Source organism: Bordetella genomosp. 11 (genome assembly GCF_002261215.1).
GTDB lineage: Bacteria > Pseudomonadota > Gammaproteobacteria > Burkholderiales > Burkholderiaceae_B > Bordetella_C.
This window is the reverse complement of record NZ_NEVS01000004.1, coordinates 2,034,824-2,054,697: the sequence shown is the minus strand read 5'-3', so window position 1 is coordinate 2,054,697 and position 19,874 is coordinate 2,034,824. Positions and strand designations below refer to the sequence as shown.

Annotated in this window: 14 protein-coding genes; 7 read left to right on the top strand and 7 right to left on the bottom strand. The window is 67.0% G+C overall.

The annotated features are described in order from the left end of the window. Positions 1–147 precede the first annotated feature (147 nt). Positions 148–2,808 (top strand): alpha-ketoglutarate dehydrogenase, encoded by a 2,661-nt coding sequence (gene mdeB, locus CAL28_RS16830; protein ID WP_094844680.1) that lies wholly within the window; start codon positions 148–150, stop codon positions 2,806–2,808. 419 nt (positions 2,809–3,227) lie between these two features. Here the strand turns inward: mdeB and CAL28_RS16825 are convergent, their stop codons facing one another. Further along, positions 3,228–4,118, bottom strand: a complete 891-nt coding sequence (locus CAL28_RS16825; protein ID WP_094842439.1) for a LysR family transcriptional regulator — start codon at positions 4,116–4,118, stop codon at positions 3,228–3,230. A 212-nt stretch (positions 4,119–4,330) separates the two neighbouring features. On the opposite strand from CAL28_RS16825, the gene CAL28_RS16820 reads away from it, so the two are divergent. The 3 genes from CAL28_RS16820 to adeC are packed head-to-tail and all read left to right on the top strand — an operon-like array spanning position 4,331 to position 10,332. Next, positions 4,331–5,521, top strand: a complete 1,191-nt coding sequence (locus tag CAL28_RS16820) for an efflux RND transporter periplasmic adaptor subunit (RefSeq protein WP_094842438.1) — start codon at positions 4,331–4,333, stop codon at positions 5,519–5,521. 21 nt (positions 5,522–5,542) lie between these two features. Further along, positions 5,543–8,734, top strand: a complete 3,192-nt coding sequence (locus CAL28_RS16815; protein ID WP_094842437.1) for an efflux RND transporter permease subunit — start codon at positions 5,543–5,545, stop codon at positions 8,732–8,734. Between the two features lie 11 nt (positions 8,735–8,745). Further along, positions 8,746–10,332, top strand: a complete 1,587-nt coding sequence (gene adeC / locus CAL28_RS16810; RefSeq protein WP_094842436.1) for an AdeC/AdeK/OprM family multidrug efflux complex outer membrane factor — start codon at positions 8,746–8,748, stop codon at positions 10,330–10,332. Positions 10,333–10,408: 76 nt separating this feature from the next. On the opposite strand, the gene CAL28_RS16805 is transcribed toward adeC, so the two are convergent. Both CAL28_RS16805 and ugpQ read right to left on the bottom strand, forming a co-directional pair. Next, complete coding sequence (locus tag CAL28_RS16805; protein ID WP_094842435.1) at positions 10,409–11,263, bottom strand: 23S rRNA (adenine(2030)-N(6))-methyltransferase RlmJ; 855 nt, start codon at positions 11,261–11,263, stop codon at positions 10,409–10,411. A 25-nt stretch (positions 11,264–11,288) separates the two neighbouring features. Further along, positions 11,289–12,038: a glycerophosphodiester phosphodiesterase gene (gene ugpQ / locus CAL28_RS16800; RefSeq protein ID WP_094842434.1), complete on the bottom strand. Its 750-nt coding sequence runs from the start codon at positions 12,036–12,038 to the stop codon at positions 11,289–11,291. Positions 12,039–12,307: 269 nt separating this feature from the next. Here ugpQ and CAL28_RS16795 point away from each other — a divergent pair, with 269 nt between their 5' ends. Further along, the gene (locus CAL28_RS16795; protein ID WP_094842433.1) at positions 12,308–14,275 is read left to right on the top strand and encodes a SurA N-terminal domain-containing protein; all 1,968 of its coding nucleotides are present in this window, start codon (positions 12,308–12,310) and stop codon (positions 14,273–14,275) included. Between the two features lie 100 nt (positions 14,276–14,375). Here the strand turns inward: CAL28_RS16795 and CAL28_RS16790 are convergent, their stop codons facing one another. Next, positions 14,376–15,023, bottom strand: a complete 648-nt coding sequence (locus CAL28_RS16790; protein ID WP_094842432.1) for an arylesterase — start codon at positions 15,021–15,023, stop codon at positions 14,376–14,378. Between CAL28_RS16790 and CAL28_RS16785 the strand changes: the two genes are divergently transcribed. Then, positions 15,022–15,699 (top strand): ABC transporter ATP-binding protein, encoded by a 678-nt coding sequence (locus tag CAL28_RS16785; RefSeq protein ID WP_094842431.1) that lies wholly within the window; start codon positions 15,022–15,024, stop codon positions 15,697–15,699. The genes CAL28_RS16790 and CAL28_RS16785 overlap by 2 nt on opposite strands. 52 nt (positions 15,700–15,751) lie before the next feature. On the opposite strand, the gene CAL28_RS16780 is transcribed toward CAL28_RS16785, so the two are convergent. The 3 genes from CAL28_RS16780 to CAL28_RS16770 all read right to left on the bottom strand — a co-directional run bounded on the left by CAL28_RS16780 (position 15,752) and on the right by CAL28_RS16770 (position 18,629). Beyond that, positions 15,752–17,140 (bottom strand): FAD-binding oxidoreductase, encoded by a 1,389-nt coding sequence (locus CAL28_RS16780; protein WP_094842430.1) that lies wholly within the window; start codon positions 17,138–17,140, stop codon positions 15,752–15,754. Positions 17,141–17,303: 163 nt separating this feature from the next. Beyond that, the gene (locus CAL28_RS16775) at positions 17,304–17,516 is read right to left on the bottom strand and encodes a DUF1059 domain-containing protein (RefSeq protein ID WP_094842429.1); all 213 of its coding nucleotides are present in this window, start codon (positions 17,514–17,516) and stop codon (positions 17,304–17,306) included. Positions 17,517–17,675: 159 nt separating this feature from the next. Continuing rightward, the gene (locus CAL28_RS16770; protein WP_094842428.1) at positions 17,676–18,629 is read right to left on the bottom strand and encodes a DMT family transporter; all 954 of its coding nucleotides are present in this window, start codon (positions 18,627–18,629) and stop codon (positions 17,676–17,678) included. 125 nt (positions 18,630–18,754) lie between these two features. On the opposite strand from CAL28_RS16770, the gene CAL28_RS16765 reads away from it, so the two are divergent. After that, positions 18,755–19,741 (top strand): LysR family transcriptional regulator, encoded by a 987-nt coding sequence (locus CAL28_RS16765; protein WP_094842427.1) that lies wholly within the window; start codon positions 18,755–18,757, stop codon positions 19,739–19,741. Positions 19,742–19,874 lie beyond the last annotated feature (133 nt).

Here is a 19,874-nt window from a genome sequence, read left to right as displayed (position 1 = left end):
CCCGACGCCATTCTGGAGAGCCCCATGTTCGATACCGATACCGTGCAGTCCCGCCATACCCTCGAGCAGGGACGGGACGTCTCGACTACCGGCCCGGCGGTCTTGAGCGGAATGCCCGCCGCCGGGATGGGGACGCCCGCGCCCGCGATGGCTGCGGACGGTGCCGGCCAGGACATCGATCCCCAGGAAACCGCCGAATGGCGCGACGCGCTGGCGTCGTTGGTCGCGGCCGAGGGGCCGGGCCGCGCGGCCTTCGTGCTGGAATCGTTGCTGGCTCACGCCGCGCGGCTGGGCGTGCGTGGTCACGGTCCGGTTGCGTCGGCCTATCTGAATACCATTCCGGCCGGGCAGGAACCGCCGTTCCCCGGCGACCTGCGCATCGAGGAGCGCATCGCGTCCATCAATCGCTGGAACGCGCTGGCCATGGTGGTGCGGGCCAACCAGGCGCACGGCGAACTGGGCGGCCACATTGCCAGCTATGCATCGGCCGCGGATCTGTTCGAGGTCGGCTTCAACCATTTCTGGCGCGCGCCCGTCGCGGGCCACGGCGGGGACCTGGTCTACATGCAGCCGCATTCCGCGCCCGGCGTCTATGCACGCGCCTTCCTGGAGGGTTTCCTGGGCGAGGCGGACCTGGCGCATTTCCGCCGGGAAATCACCGCCGCCGAACATGGCCTGCGAGGGCTGTCTTCGTACCCGCATCCCTGGCTGATGCCGGATTTCTGGCAGTTCCCGACTGGGTCCATGGGCATCGGTCCGATCAATGCGATCTACCAGGCGCGCTTCATGCGCTATCTGGAACACCGGGGCCTGGCCGCCCCATCCGACCGCAAGGTGTGGGGCATCTTCGGGGACGGCGAAATGGACGAGCCCGAATCGGTTGCCGCGCTGACGCTGGCCGCGCGCGAGCGATTGGATAACCTGGTCTTCGTCGTCAACTGCAACCTGCAGCGCCTGGACGGACCGGTGCGCGGCAACGGCCGCATCATCGACGAGCTGGAAACGCTGTACGCGGGCGCGGGATGGAACGTCATCAAGCTGCTGTGGGGCGGCGATTGGGATCCGCTGCTGCGCCGCGATACCTCCGGCGCCCTGGCACGTGCTTTCGCGCATACCGTCGACGGCCAATTCCAGACGTTCGCCGCCAAGGACGGTGCCTACAACCGGCGTCAGTTCTTCGGCCGCGATCCGGCACTTGCCGCGCTGGTAGCCGATTGGTCGGACGAGGCGATCGACCGCCTGAGCCGCGGCGGCCACGATATCTTCAAGATCCATGCCGCCTACCATCGCGCGGTGCGGCATGCGGGGCAGCCCACCGTGATCCTGGCGCAAACGAAAAAGGGCTATGGCATGGGGGAGGCGGGCCAGGGCAGGATGACGACGCACCAGCAGAAGAAACTGGACGTCGACGCCTTGCTGGCGTTCCGCGATCGCTTCGCGCTGCCGATCGGCGATGCCGATTGCGCCGCCTTGGCCTTTTACCGGCCGGCCGAGGACAGCGCCGAAATGCGCTACCTGCGCGAACGCCGCGCGGCACTGGGCGGCTGCGTGCCACGCCGTCGGGCCACGGCGCCATCGCTTGATACGCCGCGCGTCGAACAGTGGGGCGCCTTCGCGCTGGCCCCAGGTGGCAAGGAGATGTCCAGCACCATGGCCATCGTCCGCATGCTGACTGCCTTGCTGAAAGACCCGGGCATCGGCGCGCGCATCGTGCCCATCGTGGCGGACGAGGCCCGTACCTTCGGCATGGCGAACCTGTTCCGGCAGGTCGGGATCTATTCCTCGCAAGGCCAGCTGTACGAGCCGGAAGACATCGGTTCCGTGCTGCATTACCGCGAGGTGCGCGACGGGCAGATCCTGGAAGAAGGCATCACCGAAGCCGGCGCCTTGTCGTCGTGGATCGCGGCCGGCACCAGCTATTCCGTCAACGGCCTGCCCATGCTGCCGTTCTATATCTACTACTCGATGTTCGGTTTCCAGCGCGTCGGCGACCTGATCTGGGCGGCTGCCGACCAGCGGACCCGGGGCTTCCTGGTCGGCGCCACGTCCGGGCGCACGACGCTGGGCGGGGAAGGGTTGCAACACCAGGATGGCAGCAGCCACATCGTGGCGGCGACCATTCCCAACTGCCGTGCCTACGATCCGGCCTATGCGTATGAAGTCGCGGTCATCGTCGAAGCCGGCCTGCGGCGCATGCTGGGCGAGCAACGTGACGAGTTCTACTACCTGACCGTCACCAACGAAAACCTGCCGCAGCCCGATATGCCGGCCGATCCGTCGGCCCGCGAAGGCATCCTGCGGGGGATGTATCGCATGCATGCGGCCGACGGTACGCCGGTCATCCGCCTCGTTGCCGCGGGTGCCATCGTGGCCGAGGCGGCCGTGGCCGCGCGCCGCCTGCGCGACGAATACGGTATCGCCGCCGAGGTCTGGAGCGCCACGAGCTTCTCGGAGCTGGCCCGCGAGGCGCGCGCCGTGGAGCGCGCGCGCCTGCTCGGCGGCGATGCCGCGCCTTCGTGGATCGAGAGTCAATGGGGCGCGACCCCGCTGCCCGTGGTGGCGGCCAGCGACTACGTGCGCGCCGTGCCCGAACAGATACGCGCCTGGGTCGGCGCGCCCTACAGGACGCTGGGCACGGACGGCTTCGGCCGCAGCGATACCCGCGCCCGCCTGCGCGATTTCTTCGAGGTCAGCGCGGACTGGCAGGTCTTGACCGCCCTGGACCTGCTGGGCCACGCCGACGCCGCCCGCACGCTGCGCGCGCGCCTGGTCGACGACCACCGCGCCGTTCCGCCCTGGGAACGCTGACCCACGCCGCCAACGCCCACCAACCCGCGCCAATTCCAGGCGCGCACCACCCCGTCGCGCCCCGAACCGAACGATCCACCGCTTTCACCGTTGCTCCACAGTCCTACACAACCATACAAATGCACCCGACCCAGGCCGCGCCAAGAACACAGGCGCATCCGACCCGGGACGCGAAGAACACAGGTGTGCATCCGACCCAGGACGCGTCAAGAACACAGATGCCTCCGACCGGGGACGCGCGGATCCGGCTCCGCCATTCCGACCACGCGCCGAAACGGCCGATTCCCCGCCTCCATCGTTGCACCACCGCCCTACACAAGAACACAGGCGTATCCGACCCGGGACGCGCGGATCCGGCTCCGCCGGTCCGCTGCGTCGCCCCCCTGGGGGGGAAGCGCGCAGCGCTTCGGGGGGGGCCTTCACCCCCCTCTAGACCACTCGCGGTGCAGGCGCTCGGTCAGGAACTCCACGAAAATGCGGGTCTTGACGGGTAGCAAACGGGTTTCGGTGACCGCGTACACTGGGAAAGGCCCGACCTCCCAATCCGGCAGCACGCGCTGCAAGCGGCCCGCGGCTACCTCCTGAGAGGCGCTGACGTCGCTCAGCACCGCGATTCCGGCACCCAGCGTGGCCAGACGCCGTATCATGCCAGCAGAGTTCAGCGAAAATCGTTTTCCCGGATGAAACTCGATATGCTCGCCGTTCCGGTGTAGCGGCCACGGGGTAACGCGGGTACTGAGCGTCGCGCGGAACTCCATGCATTCGTGCGCGGCCAGGTCATCCGGATGACGCGGCATGCCGCATGCCGCCAGGTACGCCGGCGATGCATACAGGTAGGCCGAGATCGATCCGAGCTGGCGCGCGATGCGGGTGGCCGAGTGAAGTTCGCCGATTTCGATGGCCACGTCGCACGATTGGAAGACCTTGCCCGCGTGTTCGGGCGCGGCCATGTCCAGGTGAAAGGTGACGTCCGGGTAGCGGCGGGAAAACGCCATCAGGGACTCGGCAAGAAAATCCGTGCCGAAATCCACGGGCATATTGACTCGCAGCGGGCCGGCCAGGGTGCTGGCCAGGCCCTGGATTTCCTCGTCGGCGACCCGCGCTTCGGCGACGATGTGCTGGCAGCGTTCGAAGTAGCGGGACCCCGCGTCGGTCAGTTCGACCTTGCGGGTAGTGCGGCTGAGCAATTGCACGCCCAGGGAGCTTTCGAGTTCCGCCACCTGGCGCGACAGCGTGGACTTGGGCATGCCTAGCGTCAAGGCCGCGCGGCTGAAACTTTTGGCGCGCGCGACCTCGACAAACAGCTCCATAGTGAGCAGGCGTTTTGTCATGACGTTATTGTCTCATCAATGGAACTATGTTTTCCCAAACCTGGTCTTTGTTACGCGGATGGAATAGTGCAAAATCTGGGCTTTTGCAATGCAGCAACGCGTCGCGCCCGCCGGGCCCCGCGTGTTGTCGTGATGGTGACGACGGTCGGTGTTCGCCGGCCGGCTCTAGTTGGAATCAGGAAATGCACCGTATGAATAAGAAGACTGCCGGGCGCGTGGCCGCGGTGGCCGCTATCGGCTTGCTCGCGTTCACGCTCGCCGCCTGCGGAAAGAAGGACAACGCGGCCGCTGCCCCCGCCAAGCCGACCGTCGGGGTGGTTACCCTCAAGACGGAGCCCGTCTCGCTGACGACGGAACTGCCGGGCCGCACCTCGCCGTTCCGGGTGGCCGAGGTCCGGCCGCAGGTCAACGGTATCGTGCTCAAGCGGCTGTTCATCGAGGGCGGCACGGTCAAGGCGGGGCAGCAGCTTTACCAGATCGACCCGGCCTTGTACCAGGCCACGCTGGACAGCCAGCGCGCCGCGCTGGCTCGCGCCGAAGCCCAGGTCAAGACCGCGACGCTGCTGGCCGAACGCTACAAGCCGCTGACGGAAACCCGCGCGATCAGCCGCCAGACCTACGACGACGCCGTCGCCGCGCGCGACCAGGCCAAGGCCGATGTACTGTCCGCCAAGGCGGCGGTCGATACCGCGCGCATCAACCTGGTCTATACCAAGGTGCTGTCGCCCATCGACGGCATCATCGGTCGTTCCGCCGTCACGGAAGGCGCGTTGGTCACCGCCAACCAGACCACTGCCCTGGCCGCCGTCCAGCAGATCGATCCGATCTACGTGGACGTCGTGCAATCCAGCGTGCAATTGCTGCGCCTGCAGGACGAACTGGCCAAGGGGCAGATCAAGCGCGCAGCCGGCGAGCAGGCGGCCCAGGTCACGCTGACGCTGGAAGACGGTACGCAGTACAACCACGACGGCAAGCTGCAGTTTTCCGAGGTGACGGTGGACCAGAGCACCGGCTCGGTCACGCTGCGCGCGGTCTTCCCGAATCCCGAGCACCGGCTGCTGCCTGGCATGTTCGTGCGCGCCAAGCTGGTGGACGGCGTCGCCACCCAGGGGTTGCTGGTGCCCCAGCGCGGCGTCTCGCGCAACCAGCGCGGCACGCCCATCGCCTACGTGGTGGACGAGCAGGGCAAGATCCAGGTCCGCGACCTGACCACGGACCGCGCCATCGGTTCGGACTGGCTCGTCACCAGCGGCCTGAAGGCCGGCGACAAGGTCGTGGTAGAGGGCCTGCAGACGATACGCCCCGGCATGGAGGTGGCGCCTCATGAGGTCGCCGCACAGCCGGCGACCACCGCGGCGGCCCCGGCCACCCCGGCGCAATAAGGCCGGGAAGGAGTTCCAAGCATGGCTAAGTTTTTTATCGAAAGGCCGGTGTTCGCCTGGGTGATCGCGATCGTCATGATGCTGGCGGGCGCGTTGTCCATCCTGCGCCTGCCGGTGTCCCAGTATCCGGCCATCGCCCCGCCGTCGATCAGCATCCAGGTGAACTATCCGGGCGCGTCGGCCCAGACCGTGCAGGACACGGTCGTGCAGGTCATCGAACAGCAGATGAACGGGCTGGACAACCTGGAATACCTCAGCTCGGAAAGCGCCGCCGATGGCAGCGTGACGATCACGCTGACTTTCGCGCAGGGCACCAATCCCGACACCGCCCAGGTCCAGGTCCAGAACAAATTGTCGCTGGCCCAGCCGCTGCTGCCGCAGGAAGTGCAGCAGCAGGGTATCCGCGTGACCAAGGCCACCAAGAACTTCCTCATGGTGGCGGCGTTCATTTCCACCGACGGCAGCATGAACCGCGCCGACCTGGCGGACTACGTGGCGTCCTATGTGCAGGATCCGATCAGCCGGACGAACGGCGTGGGCGACTTCCAGCTGTTCGGCTCGCAGTACGCCATGCGCATCTGGCTGGATCCCGCCAAGCTGCTGAACTACAACCTGACCACCATCGACGTGGTCAACGCGGTTTCGCAGCAGAACGTGCAGGTCTCCACCGGCCAGCTGGGCGGGCTGCCCGCCGTACGCGGGCAGGACCTGACGGCCACCATCATCGGCCCGAGCCGCCTGCAGACAGCCGAACAGTTCGGCAACATCCTGCTCAAGGTCAACCCGGACGGCTCGCAGGTGCGGTTGCGCGATGTCGGCAGTGTCGCCCTGGGCGCGCAGTCGTACACCATCGACAGCCTGTACAACGGCAAGCCGGCGGCCGGCCTGGCCATCAAGCTGGCCAGCGGCGCCAACGCGCTGGACACTGCCGATGCGGTCCGCCGCACCATCGACGGCCTGAAGCCTTTCTTCCCGCCGGGCATGGAGGTGGTGTATCCGTATGACACCACGCCGTTCGTCAAGCTTTCCATCGAGGACGTGTTCAAGACCCTGGGCGAAGCCATCGTGCTGGTATTCCTGGTCATGTACCTGTTCCTGCAGAACCTGCGGGCCACGCTGATTCCCACGCTGGCGGTGCCGGTGGTGCTGTTGGGCACCTTCGGTGTGCTGGCGGCATTCGGGTATTCGATCAATACACTGACCATGTTCGGCATGGTGCTGGCCATCGGCCTGCTGGTGGACGATGCCATCGTGGTGGTGGAAAACGTCGAGCGGGTGATGGCCGAGGAGGGGCTGACGCCGCGGCAGGCCACCCGCAAGTCCATGGAGCAGATCACCGGCGCGCTGGTCGGCATCGCGATGGTGCTGGCTGCCGTGTTCATCCCGATGGCCTTCTTCGGCGGCTCCACGGGCGTGATCTATCGGCAGTTCTCCATCACCATCGTGTCGTCGATGGCCTTGTCGGTGCTGGTCGCGCTGGTCTTCACGCCGGCGTTGTGCGCGACGCTGCTCAAACCTGTCGACAAGGACCATCACGAGGCCAAGACCGGCTTTTTCGGCTGGTTCAACCGGACGTTCCATCGCGGCAGCCACGGCTATGCCAATACCGTGGCACGCGTGCTGAACCGCACGCCGCGGCTGATGCTGATCTACGCGCTGATCGTGGCCGGCATGGTCGTCATGTTCACCCGCATTCCCACGTCCTTCCTGCCGGATGAAGACCAGGGTATTTTGTTCGTCCAGATCGCCACGCCCTCGGGCGCGACGGCCGAACGCACCCAGGCCGTCATCGACCAGGCCACCAAGTATTTCCTCGACAACGAGAAGGATACGGTGGCGTCGGTGTTCTCGATCAACGGCTTCAACTTCGGCGGTCGTGGCCAGAACGCGGCGCTGATGTTCGTCAAGCTGAAAGACTGGGGTGACCGACCGCTGGCGAAACAGAAAGTGGCGGCCTTGGCGCAGCGGGCTTCCGGCCATTTCGCGCAATCGATCCGCGACGCCATGGTGGTGGCCTTCGCGCCGCCCGCCGTGCTGGAGCTGGGCAACGCCACCGGTTTCGACCTGATGCTGATGGATCGCGCGGGCCTGGGCCACGATGCCTTGCTGAACGCGCGCAACAAGCTGCTGGCCGAGGCCGCGAAAAGCCCCATCCTGGCCGGCGTGCGGCCGAACAGCGTCGAGGACGCCCCGCAGTACCGGCTGAACATCGACCGGGAAAAGGCGCGCGTGCTGGGCGTCTCCATCCAGGACCTGAACAGCGTGCTGACGACGGCCTGGGGTTCGACCTACGTCAACGACTTCATCGACCGGGGCCGCGTCAAGAAGGTGTACGTCCAGGGCATACCCACGTCGCGCATGCTGCCAGACGATTTGAACAAATGGTACGTGCGCAACGCGCAGGGCGATATGGTGCCGTTCTCGGCCTTCGCTTCGGCGGAGTGGAGCTACGGACCGCAGAAGCTGAACCGCTACAACGGCGTGCCGGCCTATGAAATCCTGGGCCAGCCCGCGCCCGGACGCAGTACCGGCGAGGCCATGGCGGAAATGGAGCGCCTGGCCGCCACCATGCCTACCGGCATCGGCTACGAATGGACCGGGCTGTCGTACGAAGAACGCCTGTCGGGTTCGCAGGCGCCCGCGCTGTACGCGATTTCGCTGATCGTCGTGTTCCTGTGCCTGGCGGCGCTGTACGAAAGCTGGTCCATTCCGACGGCGGTGATGATGGTGGTCCCGCTGGGGATCATCGGCGCGCTGGCGGCCACACTGCTGCGTGGCTTGTCCAACGACGTGTACTTCCAGGTCGGACTGTTGACCACGGTGGGGCTGGCGGCAAAGAACGCCATCCTGATCGTGGAGTTCGCCAAAGAGCACTATGAATCCGGGGCCAGCCTGACGGAGGCGGCCATCCATGCGGCGCGCCAGCGCCTGCGACCCATCCTGATGACATCGATGGCCTTCATCCTGGGCGTCGTGCCGTTGGCCATCGCCAACGGCGCCGGGTCGGGCAGCCAGAATGCCATCGGCACGGGCGTGATCGGCGGCATGCTGACCGCGACCTTCCTGGCCATTTTCTTCGTGCCGACCTTCTTCGTGGCGATGCTGCGCCTGTTCAGGGTCAAGCGCCAGAGCGAGCGCGGCGATCCGCACGATCCCAACGACGAGAAGCACCAACCGGCACCGTCTTCCCCGGCAGGGGGGCATGCCGAATGACCACCAGAACAATGAGAACTCCGCTGCGCATTTCCCTCTCGGCCGCGTTTATCGCGGCGCTGGCGGGCTGCTCCCTGATGCCCGACTATGAGCGGCCTGCCGCGCCGATCGATGCCGCCTACCCCAGCGGACCGGCCTATCGTTCCGCCAACCAGGCCACTGTCCCCCCGGGCGGCCTGGCCACCGCCGACGTGGGGTGGCGCGATTTCTTTACGGATCCGCTGCTGCAGGAATTGATCTCGCTTTCGCTGCAGAACAACCGCGACCTGCGCGTGGCGGCGTTGAACGTCGAGGCGGCGCGCGCGCAGTACCGTATCCAGCGTTCGGAGCTCTTCCCCACGGTGGGCGTGGGCGCGCAGGAAACGGCGCAGCGCACCCCGGGCGACTTGTCCCGCAGCGGCAGCGCGACGACCACCCGCACCTATCAGGTGGGCGCCAGCGTGGCGTCCTGGGAACTGGACTTCTTCGGGCGCATCCGCAGCCTGAACGAACAGGCGCTGCAGCTCTATCTGGCGCAGGACGAGACGCGCACGGCCACGCAGCTTTCGCTGGTGTCCGAGGTCGCGACGGCCTACCTGACCTTGCGCAGCGACCAGGAACTCTTGCAGCTCACGCGCGATACGCTGACGAGCCAGCGGGATTCCTATAACCTGACCAAGCAGAGTTACGACAACGATATCGCGACCGCGCTGGACCTCAGCCAGGCCGAAGTATCGGTGCGCACCGCCGAACGCAACCAGTCGCAGTTCGAACGGCAGGTCGCGCAGGACATGAACGCGCTGGTGCTGCTGCTGGGCAATCCGCTGCCGCAGGATGTGCGCGCCAGGCTGGAAACGCCGGCTTCGTTGAACGATGCCATGATGCCCACGGGCTTGCCCGCCGGGCTGCCTTCGGATCTGCTGGAACGGCGGCCGGACATCCGCGCGGCCGAGCATCAGCTCGAGGCGGCCAATGCCAATATCGGCGCGGCCCGGGCGGCGTTCTTTCCCACCATCTCGCTGACGGCCAGCGCCGGCACGGCCAGCGCCAGCCTGGGACGCCTTTTCAAGGGCGGGCAGGGCGCCTGGAGTTTCGCGCCGGAGATCTCCGTGCCGATCTTCGCCGGCGGCTCGCTGCAGGCGAACCTGGATCTGTCCAAGGTGCAGAAGCGCATCGAGATCGCGAACTACGAGAAGTCCATACAGTCTGCGTTCCGGGACGTGGCCGATGCGCTGGCGGGCCGTGGCACGATCGATGACCAGATCCGCGCGCAGCAGTTGCTGGTACAGGCCAACCAGCGCGCCTACGACCTGTCGCAGCAACGGTTCCGCCAGGGCGTGGACAGCTATCTGAACGTGCTGGATTCGCAACGTTCGCTGTACGACTCGCAGCAGATCCTGGTGCAGACCCGCCTGGCGCGCCTGACCAACCTGGTCGACCTGTACAAGGCGCTGGGCGGCGGCTGGACGGAACATACCGCGCAGGCATCGCCGGGCGCGCCCGGGCAGGCCGCGCCGCAGCAGACCTCGCAGCAGATGCCGCAGCAGACCTCGCAACAGACGACGCCGCAACAGAACGCCATGCAGGCGGAGTCGGCGGGGATGCGGGCGGCGCGCTAAGCGGCGGCTACCGGCCAGGCCGCGCCGCGCGCCTGGCCGGACAGCACGGCGCGCGCGACCGGCCGGCCTACAAGCCTTAATCCGTGCTCGCGTCCAGCGTGTAGCGGGCCCGGTCGTCCTGGGCCAGCACTTCCTTCAGCCAAGGCAGCGCTTCCTTCAGCTGGGCGGCCAGCGTCCAGGGGGGATTGACCAGGAACATGCCGCTGCCGTGCAGGCCGAAACCGTCGGTCGCGGGCTTTTTGACCGATAGCGAAACGTGCAGCCAGCGCCTGCCGGCTTTTTCCAGCTGGCGCGGCATTTCCAGCGATTCGCGCCGCTGCACCTGCGGGTACCACACGGCATACATGCCGGTGGCGAAGCGCTTCAGTCCTTCCTTCACGGCCAGTGCCACGCGCCGATAGTCCTGTTTGTCTTCATACGAGGGATCGATGAGGACCAGCCCGCGGCGCGGCGGCGGCGGCAGCAGGGCCTTCATGCCTTCGAATCCATCGGTGTCGAAAATGGTGGTCTGGCGCAGCGCCACGCCCCCGCGTTTTTCCAGGTTGCCCACCAGCACCTCGGCTTCCGTCGGGTGCGCCTCGAATAGGCGCAAACGGTCGTGCTCGCGCATGGCGTCCAGGGCCAGCCAGGGAGAGCCGGGATAGAGGCGCGGCTGGCCGTCCGGGTTGTAGTCGCGTACGCGCTCGAGGTAGCGCGCCAGCAGGGGCGGCACGTCCGCGCGCTCCCATAGCCGGCCGATGCCGTCAGCGAACTCGGCGTTCTTGCTGGCCCAGTCGCTGTCCAGCCGGTACAGGCCGGCGCCGGCATGCGTGTCGATCACCCAGTAAGGCGTGTCTTTCTGGCCCAGGTAGTCCAGTACATGGATCAGGATGGCATGCTTGAGCACATCGGCATGGTTGCCGGCGTGGAAGGCGTGGCGATAACTGAACAAGGTGTGCTCTCTGTTCCTGCGTGATTCAGGCGTCGGGCCGGATGGTGGCCAGTTCGTCGGTGAAAATGGCATCGACGCCCCAGTCCAGCAGGTCGCGCGCGCGCGCCGGGTCGTTCACCGTCCAGGCCGACAGGCGATAGCCCGCGCCGTGCACGGCCTTGACCAGTTCCGGGGTGACGTCTTTCTGGTTGACGTTGAAGGCGATGCAATCGTGCTGCACCAGACGGTCGCGCCAGTCCATGGGTATTTTCTCGACAAGCAGCGCGCGCGGCAGCCTGGGCGCGGCGACGTGGGCGGCCGCCAGCGCTTCCTCGGAAAACGACGACAGCAGGGGCGGCACCGCCGCGTCGCGCCAGAGCTCGCGCACGGCCAGCGCGACGGCGGTGCCGGTCTCGGTTTCGCGGCCCGGGCAGGGCTTGATCTCGACGTTGCTGGCGATGCCCTGTTCCAGCGTATAGCGCGCGACTTCCTCCAGGGTGGGGATGCGCGCTCCGGCGAAACGCGCGGAATGCCAGGATCCGGCATCCAGTTCGGCCAGTTCGGCATAGGTCTTGGCGCGCGCGGGGCCTTGCCCGCTGGTCGTGCGGTCGACATCGTCGTCGTGCAGCAGGATCAGGACATTGTCCAGGCTGAGCTTGACGTCGTATTCGAACATGCGAAAGCCGTGCTCGGCGCCGACGCGCATGCCGGCCATGGTGTTTTCGGGGGCCAGCCTGCCGCCGCCGCGATGGGCGATCAGGCGAGGATAGGGCCAGGCGGGAAGGGGAGTGTCCATAGCGGAATCGGGCATTGGGGACGAACCCGTCAGCATACCGGAACCTTGGCATTGCCACGCTGCGCGCCGATCGCGGCGGCGCCCCCGCGGCGAGAGACGGCTCCGTCCCCCAATGCCTGCCGCCAGCGTCCGAAGGTGTTAAACTCCTCTGCCCGCTGATCCGGCATTACAGCAAGAAGCGAGGCGGATACAGTTCGCTTTTTTTGGCGCCGGGCCGTTCGAAGCCGGAATCCCCTCCAGGGGGAAAGGCGCGCCGCAACAGGGATCTCATGTTCGATTTCATCCGCAACCATCAGCGTTGGATGCAGCTTATCCTGCTGATCCTCATCGTTCCGACATTCGCTTTCTTCGGCGTGCAAAGCTATAGCAGCTTCATGTCCGAGGAACCCAAGATGGCGACCGTGAACGGCAAGCCCATCACGCAGCGCGAATACGACCAGGCCCGGCGCGACCAGCTGGACCAGTATCGCCAGATGATGGGCGCGCAGTTCGATCCCGCGCTGGTGGACACGCCGGCCATGCGGCAGCGGCTGCTGGACCAGCTGATCAACCAGCGCCTGCTCGCGGCCGCCGCGGCCGATAACCACTTCTCGGTATCGGACGAGACGCTGCGCAATACCATCGCGTCGAATCCGGCCGTGCAGGACAACGGCAAGTTCTCGCCCGAACGCTATCGCGCCGTGCTCGCCGCGCAGGGGCTGACCCCGGCGACGTTCGAAGCGGGCCTGCGTCGCGACCTGGCCGTCGGCCGGGTCCTGGATCCGATCTCGCAATCGGCCCGCCTGCCGGCCACGGTGGCGGGGTCCATCGAACACGCGCTGACCGAAACCCGCCATGTGCTGACGCGGCGCTTCGCCGCCGCCGATTACAAGGGCAAGGTCCAGGTCAGCGACGCGGATATCCAAAGCTGGTACGACGCCAACAAGCAGCAATACCAGGTGCCGGACCAGGTCCAGGCGCAATACCTGGTGCTGGACGAAGCCGCCGCCAGTGCCGGCATCAAGGTCAGCGACGACGACATCGCCAAGTACTACGAACAGAATAAAAGCCGCTTCGGCCAGCCCGAGCGCCGCCGCGCCAGCCATATCATGATCAAGCTGGCGGCAGACGCGACGGACGCGCAGCGCAAGGCCGCCCGCGCCAAGGCCGAGGACATCGCCCGGCAGGCCGCGGCCAATCCCGGCGCATTCGCGGAGCTGGCCAAGAAGTATTCCGAGGATGCCGGTTCCAGCAGCCGCGGGGGCGACCTCGGGTGGATCGGTCCCGGCATGCTGACGCCGGCGCTGCAAAAGGCCGTCGACGGGTTGAACAAAGGGCAGGTGTCCGGCGTGGTCGAAAGCCCGTTCGGCCTGCACGTGGTGCAGCTGACCGATCTGCAGCCGGCGCAAACCAAGCCGCTGGCCGAGGTACGGGACCAGATCGTTGAAGAAATCCGCAAGCAGATCGCCTCGTCGCGTTTTTCCGATATGGCGACCAAGCTCACCTCGCTGGTGTATGACCAGCGCGACAGCCTGCAGCCAGCTGCCGATGCCCTGGGCCTGAAGCTGCGCCAGGCCGGCGGCATCACGCGTAGCGGTCTGCTGCCGCAGGACCAGGCCGGCCCCGGCGCCGCCTCGGCCAGCCCCGATTCCGCGCTGCTGGACAACCCGCGTGTGCGCCAGGCCCTGTTCAGCCCGGAGGTCCTGCGCGACAAGCAGAACTCCGGCGTCATCGAACTGACGCCCGATACCATGCTGGTGGTCCGCGTGGCGGCCAGTACGCCGGCCCATGTGCCGCCCCTGGATCAGTTGAAAGACAAGATCCGCGCGCGCCTGATCGAAACCCGCGCCGCCGATGCGGCCGACCAGGCTGGCCAGCAGGCGTTGGAAGCCTTGCGCAAGAATCCCTCGGCCGCGGCCGACGGTTTTGGCGGCGCGATGGACGTATCGCGCCAGAATCCGCAGAGCCTGTCGCGCCCGGTGCTCGATGCCGTCATGCGGGCGCCCGCGACGCCGCTTCCTTCCTACACCGGCGCGCGCGATGGCGACGACTATGTCATCGCGCGGATCGACAAGGTCGAGCCCGGCAAGAGCGATCCCGATGCCTTGGCGGCTTTGAACCAGCAATTGTCCGGTGCCTGGGCCCAGGCGGAGGACGAGGCCGTATTGAAGATGCTGCGCCAGCAGTACAAGGTCGAGATCGCGCCGGCGGCGGCGCGTGTGCTGCAGGGCGGCGATACCGAACAGCAGACAGGCTGACGCGGCGACGGCGCGGGGCGCGCAACTGGCGCGCATCAAGCCCGCGCCACGCCCATGCCGCGGCGCATAGGGCATAGGCCGGGTGCGCGCCGCGTGGGCGTCAGTTCAGCATCGGCCGCAAGCCGGCCCAGACGTTGTCCAGCAGTTTCGGTTGCCCGCGTTCGTTCGGATGCAGGCCGTCGGGCTGGAACAGGTCCCGGTCGGTGGCGATGCCTTCCATCAGAAAGGGCACCAGGCGGGCGTTTTCCGCCTGCGCGACCTTCTCGAACAACTCCCGGAACTGCTCGGTATAGGCGCGGCCGTAGTTTGGGGGGATCTGCATGCCCACCAGCAGTACCGCGGCGCCGGCCTGCCGGGCTTGCCTGGCCATGGCGGTGAGGTTCTGTTGCGTCATGGACAAGGGCAGGCCGCGCAGCGCGTCATTCGAGCCCAGCTCCAGAATCACGATGGCCGGATGATGCTGCCGCAGCAAGGCGGGCAAGCGCGTCAGCCCGCCGCTGGTAGTATCGCCGCTGATGCTGGCGTTGATGACCGTCCATGCGGGTTGCTCCTGGGCCAGGCGGCGTCCCAGCAGGGGCACCCAGCCGGTTCCACGCGCGATGCCATATTCGGCGGATAGACTATCGCCGACCACAAGGATGGTTTTGCGGGCCGAGGAACCGGCGGCGGCGGTGGCGGTCTGAGCATGGGCGGCGGTCGCCAGCAAGGCCAGGGCGGCGGCAAACAACAAACGGATGAGCGGGCGCATGGATACGGGTAACGCGATAGAGGTGCGGGGGTTGGGCAAGCGGGTCGCCGACGCGGGCGGGACGTTGGCCATACTGGATGCCGTCGATTTTACGGTGCCCGCCGGGACGGCCCTGGCCATCACCGGCAGCTCCGGTTCCGGCAAGTCGACATTGTTGGGACTGCTGGCCGGGCTGGATGTTCCCAGCAGCGGCTCGGTAACGCTGGCGGGCCGGCAACTGTTCGACCTGGACGAGGACGGCCGCGCCCAGTTGCGGGCGCGTCACGTGGGCTTCGTCTTCCAGTCCTTCCAGCTGCTGCCCAACCTGACCGCGCTGGAGAACGTCATGCTGCCGCTGGAGTTGGCGGGCCTGCCCGCGCGCGATGCCGCGCGCGGCATGCTGGAACGCGTCGGCCTGGGCGACCGGCTGCACCACTACCCACGCACGCTATCGGGCGGCGAACAGCAGCGGGTATCGCTGGCGCGCGCCTTCGTCGTCAAGCCGGATTTGCTGTTCGCCGACGAGCCCACCGGCAGCCTGGATGCGGCCACCGGCGCGCGCATCATCGATCTGATCTTCGAGTTGCACCGCGAACACGGTGCCACGCTGGTGCTGGTGACGCATGACGCCGGGCTGGCGGCGCGCTGCGAGCGGCAACTGGTGCTGGCGGCCGGGAAAGTGGTGTCCGGGGCCTGACGGCGGGTCAGGCGCCGGACGCTTCCGCTTGCCGCGGCCCGTTATGCCGCCGTCATCGGGAAGGCTGGATGTTCTGGTTGTGGCGAAACAGGTTATGCGGGTCGTAGCGGCCCTTGATGGTGGCAAGCCGCGCATAGTTGGGTCCATAGGCCGCATTGACGCGCGCGGACTCTTCCTCCGTCATGAAGTTCACATACACGCTGCCCAGTGAAAACGGGGCTGCCGCGTCGAAGAACTCGCGCGCCCAGCCGATGCAGGCCGCATCGTCGGCGGCGGCATCCCAGCGCGCATGCACGTTGACGATGTACTTCGCATTGCGGTTGGGATAGGCCATGGCGTCGGACGGCATGCGCCCGGCCTGCCCGCCTAGCTGCCCCAGGAAGATCTCACATTGCGGCGATGGCAGGCGCGATGCCGAATTGATCAGCGTGTCGAACAGCCCGTCCGACAGTTCGGCGAAATCATGCGATTTCCAGTAGTTGCGCGCCCCCGGTGTCAGTAGCGGGTCGAAGGCTTTCTGCCAGGCCGTATACGGCATGACGCCCAGGTGCTCGCCATACGGCGTGCCGAATTGCCGCACCGGCTCGACCACCACCGGGCCGTTTTCCACCGGTCCGCTATAGCAGATCGCGAAGACCGCGACCGGTTTCCCATGCACCTCGGTGGGCAGAAAGGGAAGCGGCGGCGCCTTCCGCAGCACCGCCCATACCGTCAGGTCTTCCGGCATGGATTTGGCGGCCTGGCGGTAGGCGTGCAGGGCGTCTCGTGCCTGGTCCATCGGCAGCACCACCAGTCCGCCGTAGATCTGCGGGCCGACCGCATGCAGCTGGAACTCGAACATCGTGACGGCGCCGAAGTTGCCGCCGCCGCCGCGAATGGCCCAGAACAGATCCTCGTGCGCTCCCGGGCCGGCATGGACCAGTTCGCCGTCCGCCGTGATGACGTCGGCCGCCCGCAGATTGTCGACCGTCATGCCGAAGCGGCGGCTCAGCCACCCGAAGCCGCCGCCCAGCGTCAGGCCGGCGATGCCGGTCGTCGAGTTGATGCCCAACGGCGTGGCCAGGCCGAAAGCCTGGGCCTCATGGTCGAAATCGGCCAGCGTGGCACCCGGTTCGACCCAGGCGCGCTGCGCCGCCGGATCGATGCGCACGGACCGCATCGTCGACAGGTCCGCCATGATGCCGCCATCGCAAATCGCGCTGCCGGCGATGTTGTGGCCGGCGCCGCGGATGGTCAGCGGCACGCCATGTTCGCGCGCGAACAGGATCACGCAACGCACGTCGGCAACGCCGGCGCAGCGCGCGATGGCCGCCGGACGACGGTCGATCATGGCGTTCCACACTTTGCGTACTTCGTCGTAGTCAGGGTCGTCGGGTAGCACGACACGGCCCCGCATATTGGCCTTCAGGTCGTCGATGGCGGTGCTGGAAAGCGTGAACATGGAAATCCCCCTCGGCGGGGGACAGGTACAGGTCCGTCCCGCCGGCAATGGATGGCCGGTGCGTGCGGACGCGCGGGCGACAGCAGTCCCGGTGCCCAAGGCCTTGCGCGGCCGCGCCGGCACGGCCGCGTCAGGTATGTCGCGGAAGACCCGGACGGGGTGTTCAGGTGCGGCGGGGCGCTTCGGCGGGCGGCGTGCCGTCGTGGAAGAGCGTGCGGATCTGCTGCCGCAACTCGGGTGTGTCGGTATGGCGGTGAACCGCGCAGGCGTGCTGCACGGCGGCTTCCAGCAATTCGTCTTCGCTGTCCGCCGAAAGAGCGACCGAGCAGTTGATGTCGCTGGGGAATTCCCGGCAATCGATGTATTTGCGTGGCATGATCGTCTCCTTCCCGCCCGCAAGCGTTTTGTGTGCAAGGCAGTATAGGACGACATCCGCCGAGCTCATCGGCGCGCGGCCGCGCCTACGGCAAACGGCATAAACCGGTTGTGTCCCTGGTCCGAAGCGGCGGGGACGGCCGGCCGGCTGCCCGGGCCATCAAACCGGTACCCGCGCGCGCCGCCATTCCAGGATCCCTATCGTGATTCCGCTGCCGCAGATGATGGCGATACCCACCCACGTCAGCGCATCGGGGAAATGGCCCCAGATGAGCCAGCCGGTGGTCGTGGAGCTGACGATCTGAAGATACGTGAAGGGCGCCAATGTCGATGCCGCGGCCTTGCGGTAGGCGGCGATCTGGAGCAGATGGCCGAAGCAGCCCGTGACGCCCGTCGATATCAGGACGCACCAGTGCAGCGGATCCAATTCGCGCAGTATCGGCAGCGCGGTGGGCACGACATAGGGCAGGGCGATCGATAGCACCACGGTGCCGACGCCGCCGCTCCAGATGACGGAAGTCAGCGGATCGTCCGCGGCCACGCGCCGGCTCGCGATGTATTGCGCGGAAAAACAGAAGGCGCCGGCAAGCCCGAACAGGGTGCCCGTCGGATCCAGGCCGCCACCGGGCCGGATGACCACCAGCACGCCCAGGAAGGCCACCCCCGCCGCGATCCAGCGTGACAGGCGCGGCGGTTCGCGCAGAATCCATGGCGCGAGCAGCAGTACGAGCAGCGGCGCCAGGAAATTGATCGCGGTGGCTTCGGCCTGCGGCAGATAGCGCAGGGTCGTGAAGAACAGAAGGGTGGCACCCAGCATGGCGCCGCCGCGCAGCATTTGTTCGCGCGGCTTGCGGCTGACCAGGATGCCCCATCCTTTGGCCGGCACGATCAGGGCCAGCGCCACGGCGAAGTGCGCGGCATAGCGCACCCAGGAAAGCAGCAGCATCGGCACGCCGGCGGCCATGACCCACTTGCCGCTGGCATCCAGGCTGGACAGCGCCCACATGGAAACCAGCAGCAGCGCGATGCCGGCCAGCGGTTGCGTGGAAATCCCCGTCGTGCCGGCCGCTGTCGCGCCGCGCCCCACATGGGCTTGTTGCGCCCGTGTAGCCATAAGCCTGCTCTCCTCGGTGGCCATGGACCGGTGACCGGTCCGGCCGATGTGCTGTTTTTGGCGCCCGCCATGATACGCTCAGAGCGATCAATTTTACTGATGGCCCCCGGCCCGCCCCCTGTTTCATGATCGACCTGCGCAATATCGAGACTTTCTTCTGGGTCGCCCGCCTGGGGGGCTTTCGCGCAGCCGCGGAAAAGCTCAACGCGACGCAGCCCGCGATTTCGCAGCGCATCGCCTCGCTGGAGTCGACGCTGGGCGTGCGGCTGTTCGAGCGGGATTCGCGCGGTATTACCCTGACCGCCAAGGGCTACGAGCTGCTGTCGCATGCGGAGCGCATGCTGCAGATGCGCACGGACATGCAGCGGGCCGCGGCCGCGCAGAACGTCATGAGCGGTACTTTGCGCCTGGGCGTATCGGAAACGATCGTGCATACCTGGCTGCCGAGCCTGATGGAATACATGCACGAGGCCTATCCGGCACTGATGGTGGACATCCAGGTCGATACCAGTACGGCGCTGCGCACGCAGCTGGCCTCGCACCAGATCGACCTGGCCTTCCTGCTGGGGCCGATGGACGAGCCCCGCGTCGAAAGCATTCATTTGTGCCGTTATCCGCTGGCCTGGATCGCCAGCCCGCAGCTGCGCCTGGGCCGGCCGCCGATTTCACTGAAGCGCCTGGGGCGCTGGCCGGTCATCACGTACACGTCCAATACCGACCCGCATCGGTCGGTACGTCGCATCCTGATCGAAAGCGGGGTGCAGACGCCACGCATGTACGGCAGTTCCGCCCTGAGCGTGATCGTGCGCATGACGCTGGACGGCATCGGCACCGCTGTCATCGCGCCGGTCATCCTGGGCCGCGAGCTGGCCCAGGGCCTGCTGCAGATCCTGGACGTGCAGGCGCCCGAGCTGCCGCCGCTCAATTACACGGCGTGCTGGATGCAGGGACCGGACAGCCACGTGGCGCGCACGGTGGCCCAGGCCGCGCAGTACATCGCCCGCGAGGACGCGGCGCGCACCGCGGGTAATCCGGTCACCCTGGATCCCGCCCCGCTGGCGGTACCGGGATTAGGGATTACCCCGCGTCCGGCCGCCAAAACCGAAAAGTAGAGCAGGCGCCCGGGGTGCGGTTTGCCCCGGCAAAACAGGGCCTGGCGCCATGCGCGATAAGAAATTGTTATCACGGTTCATCGGAACATGTGATTGGACAGCGCCGCGGCCGGTACGGTGCAATGCGCTTCTG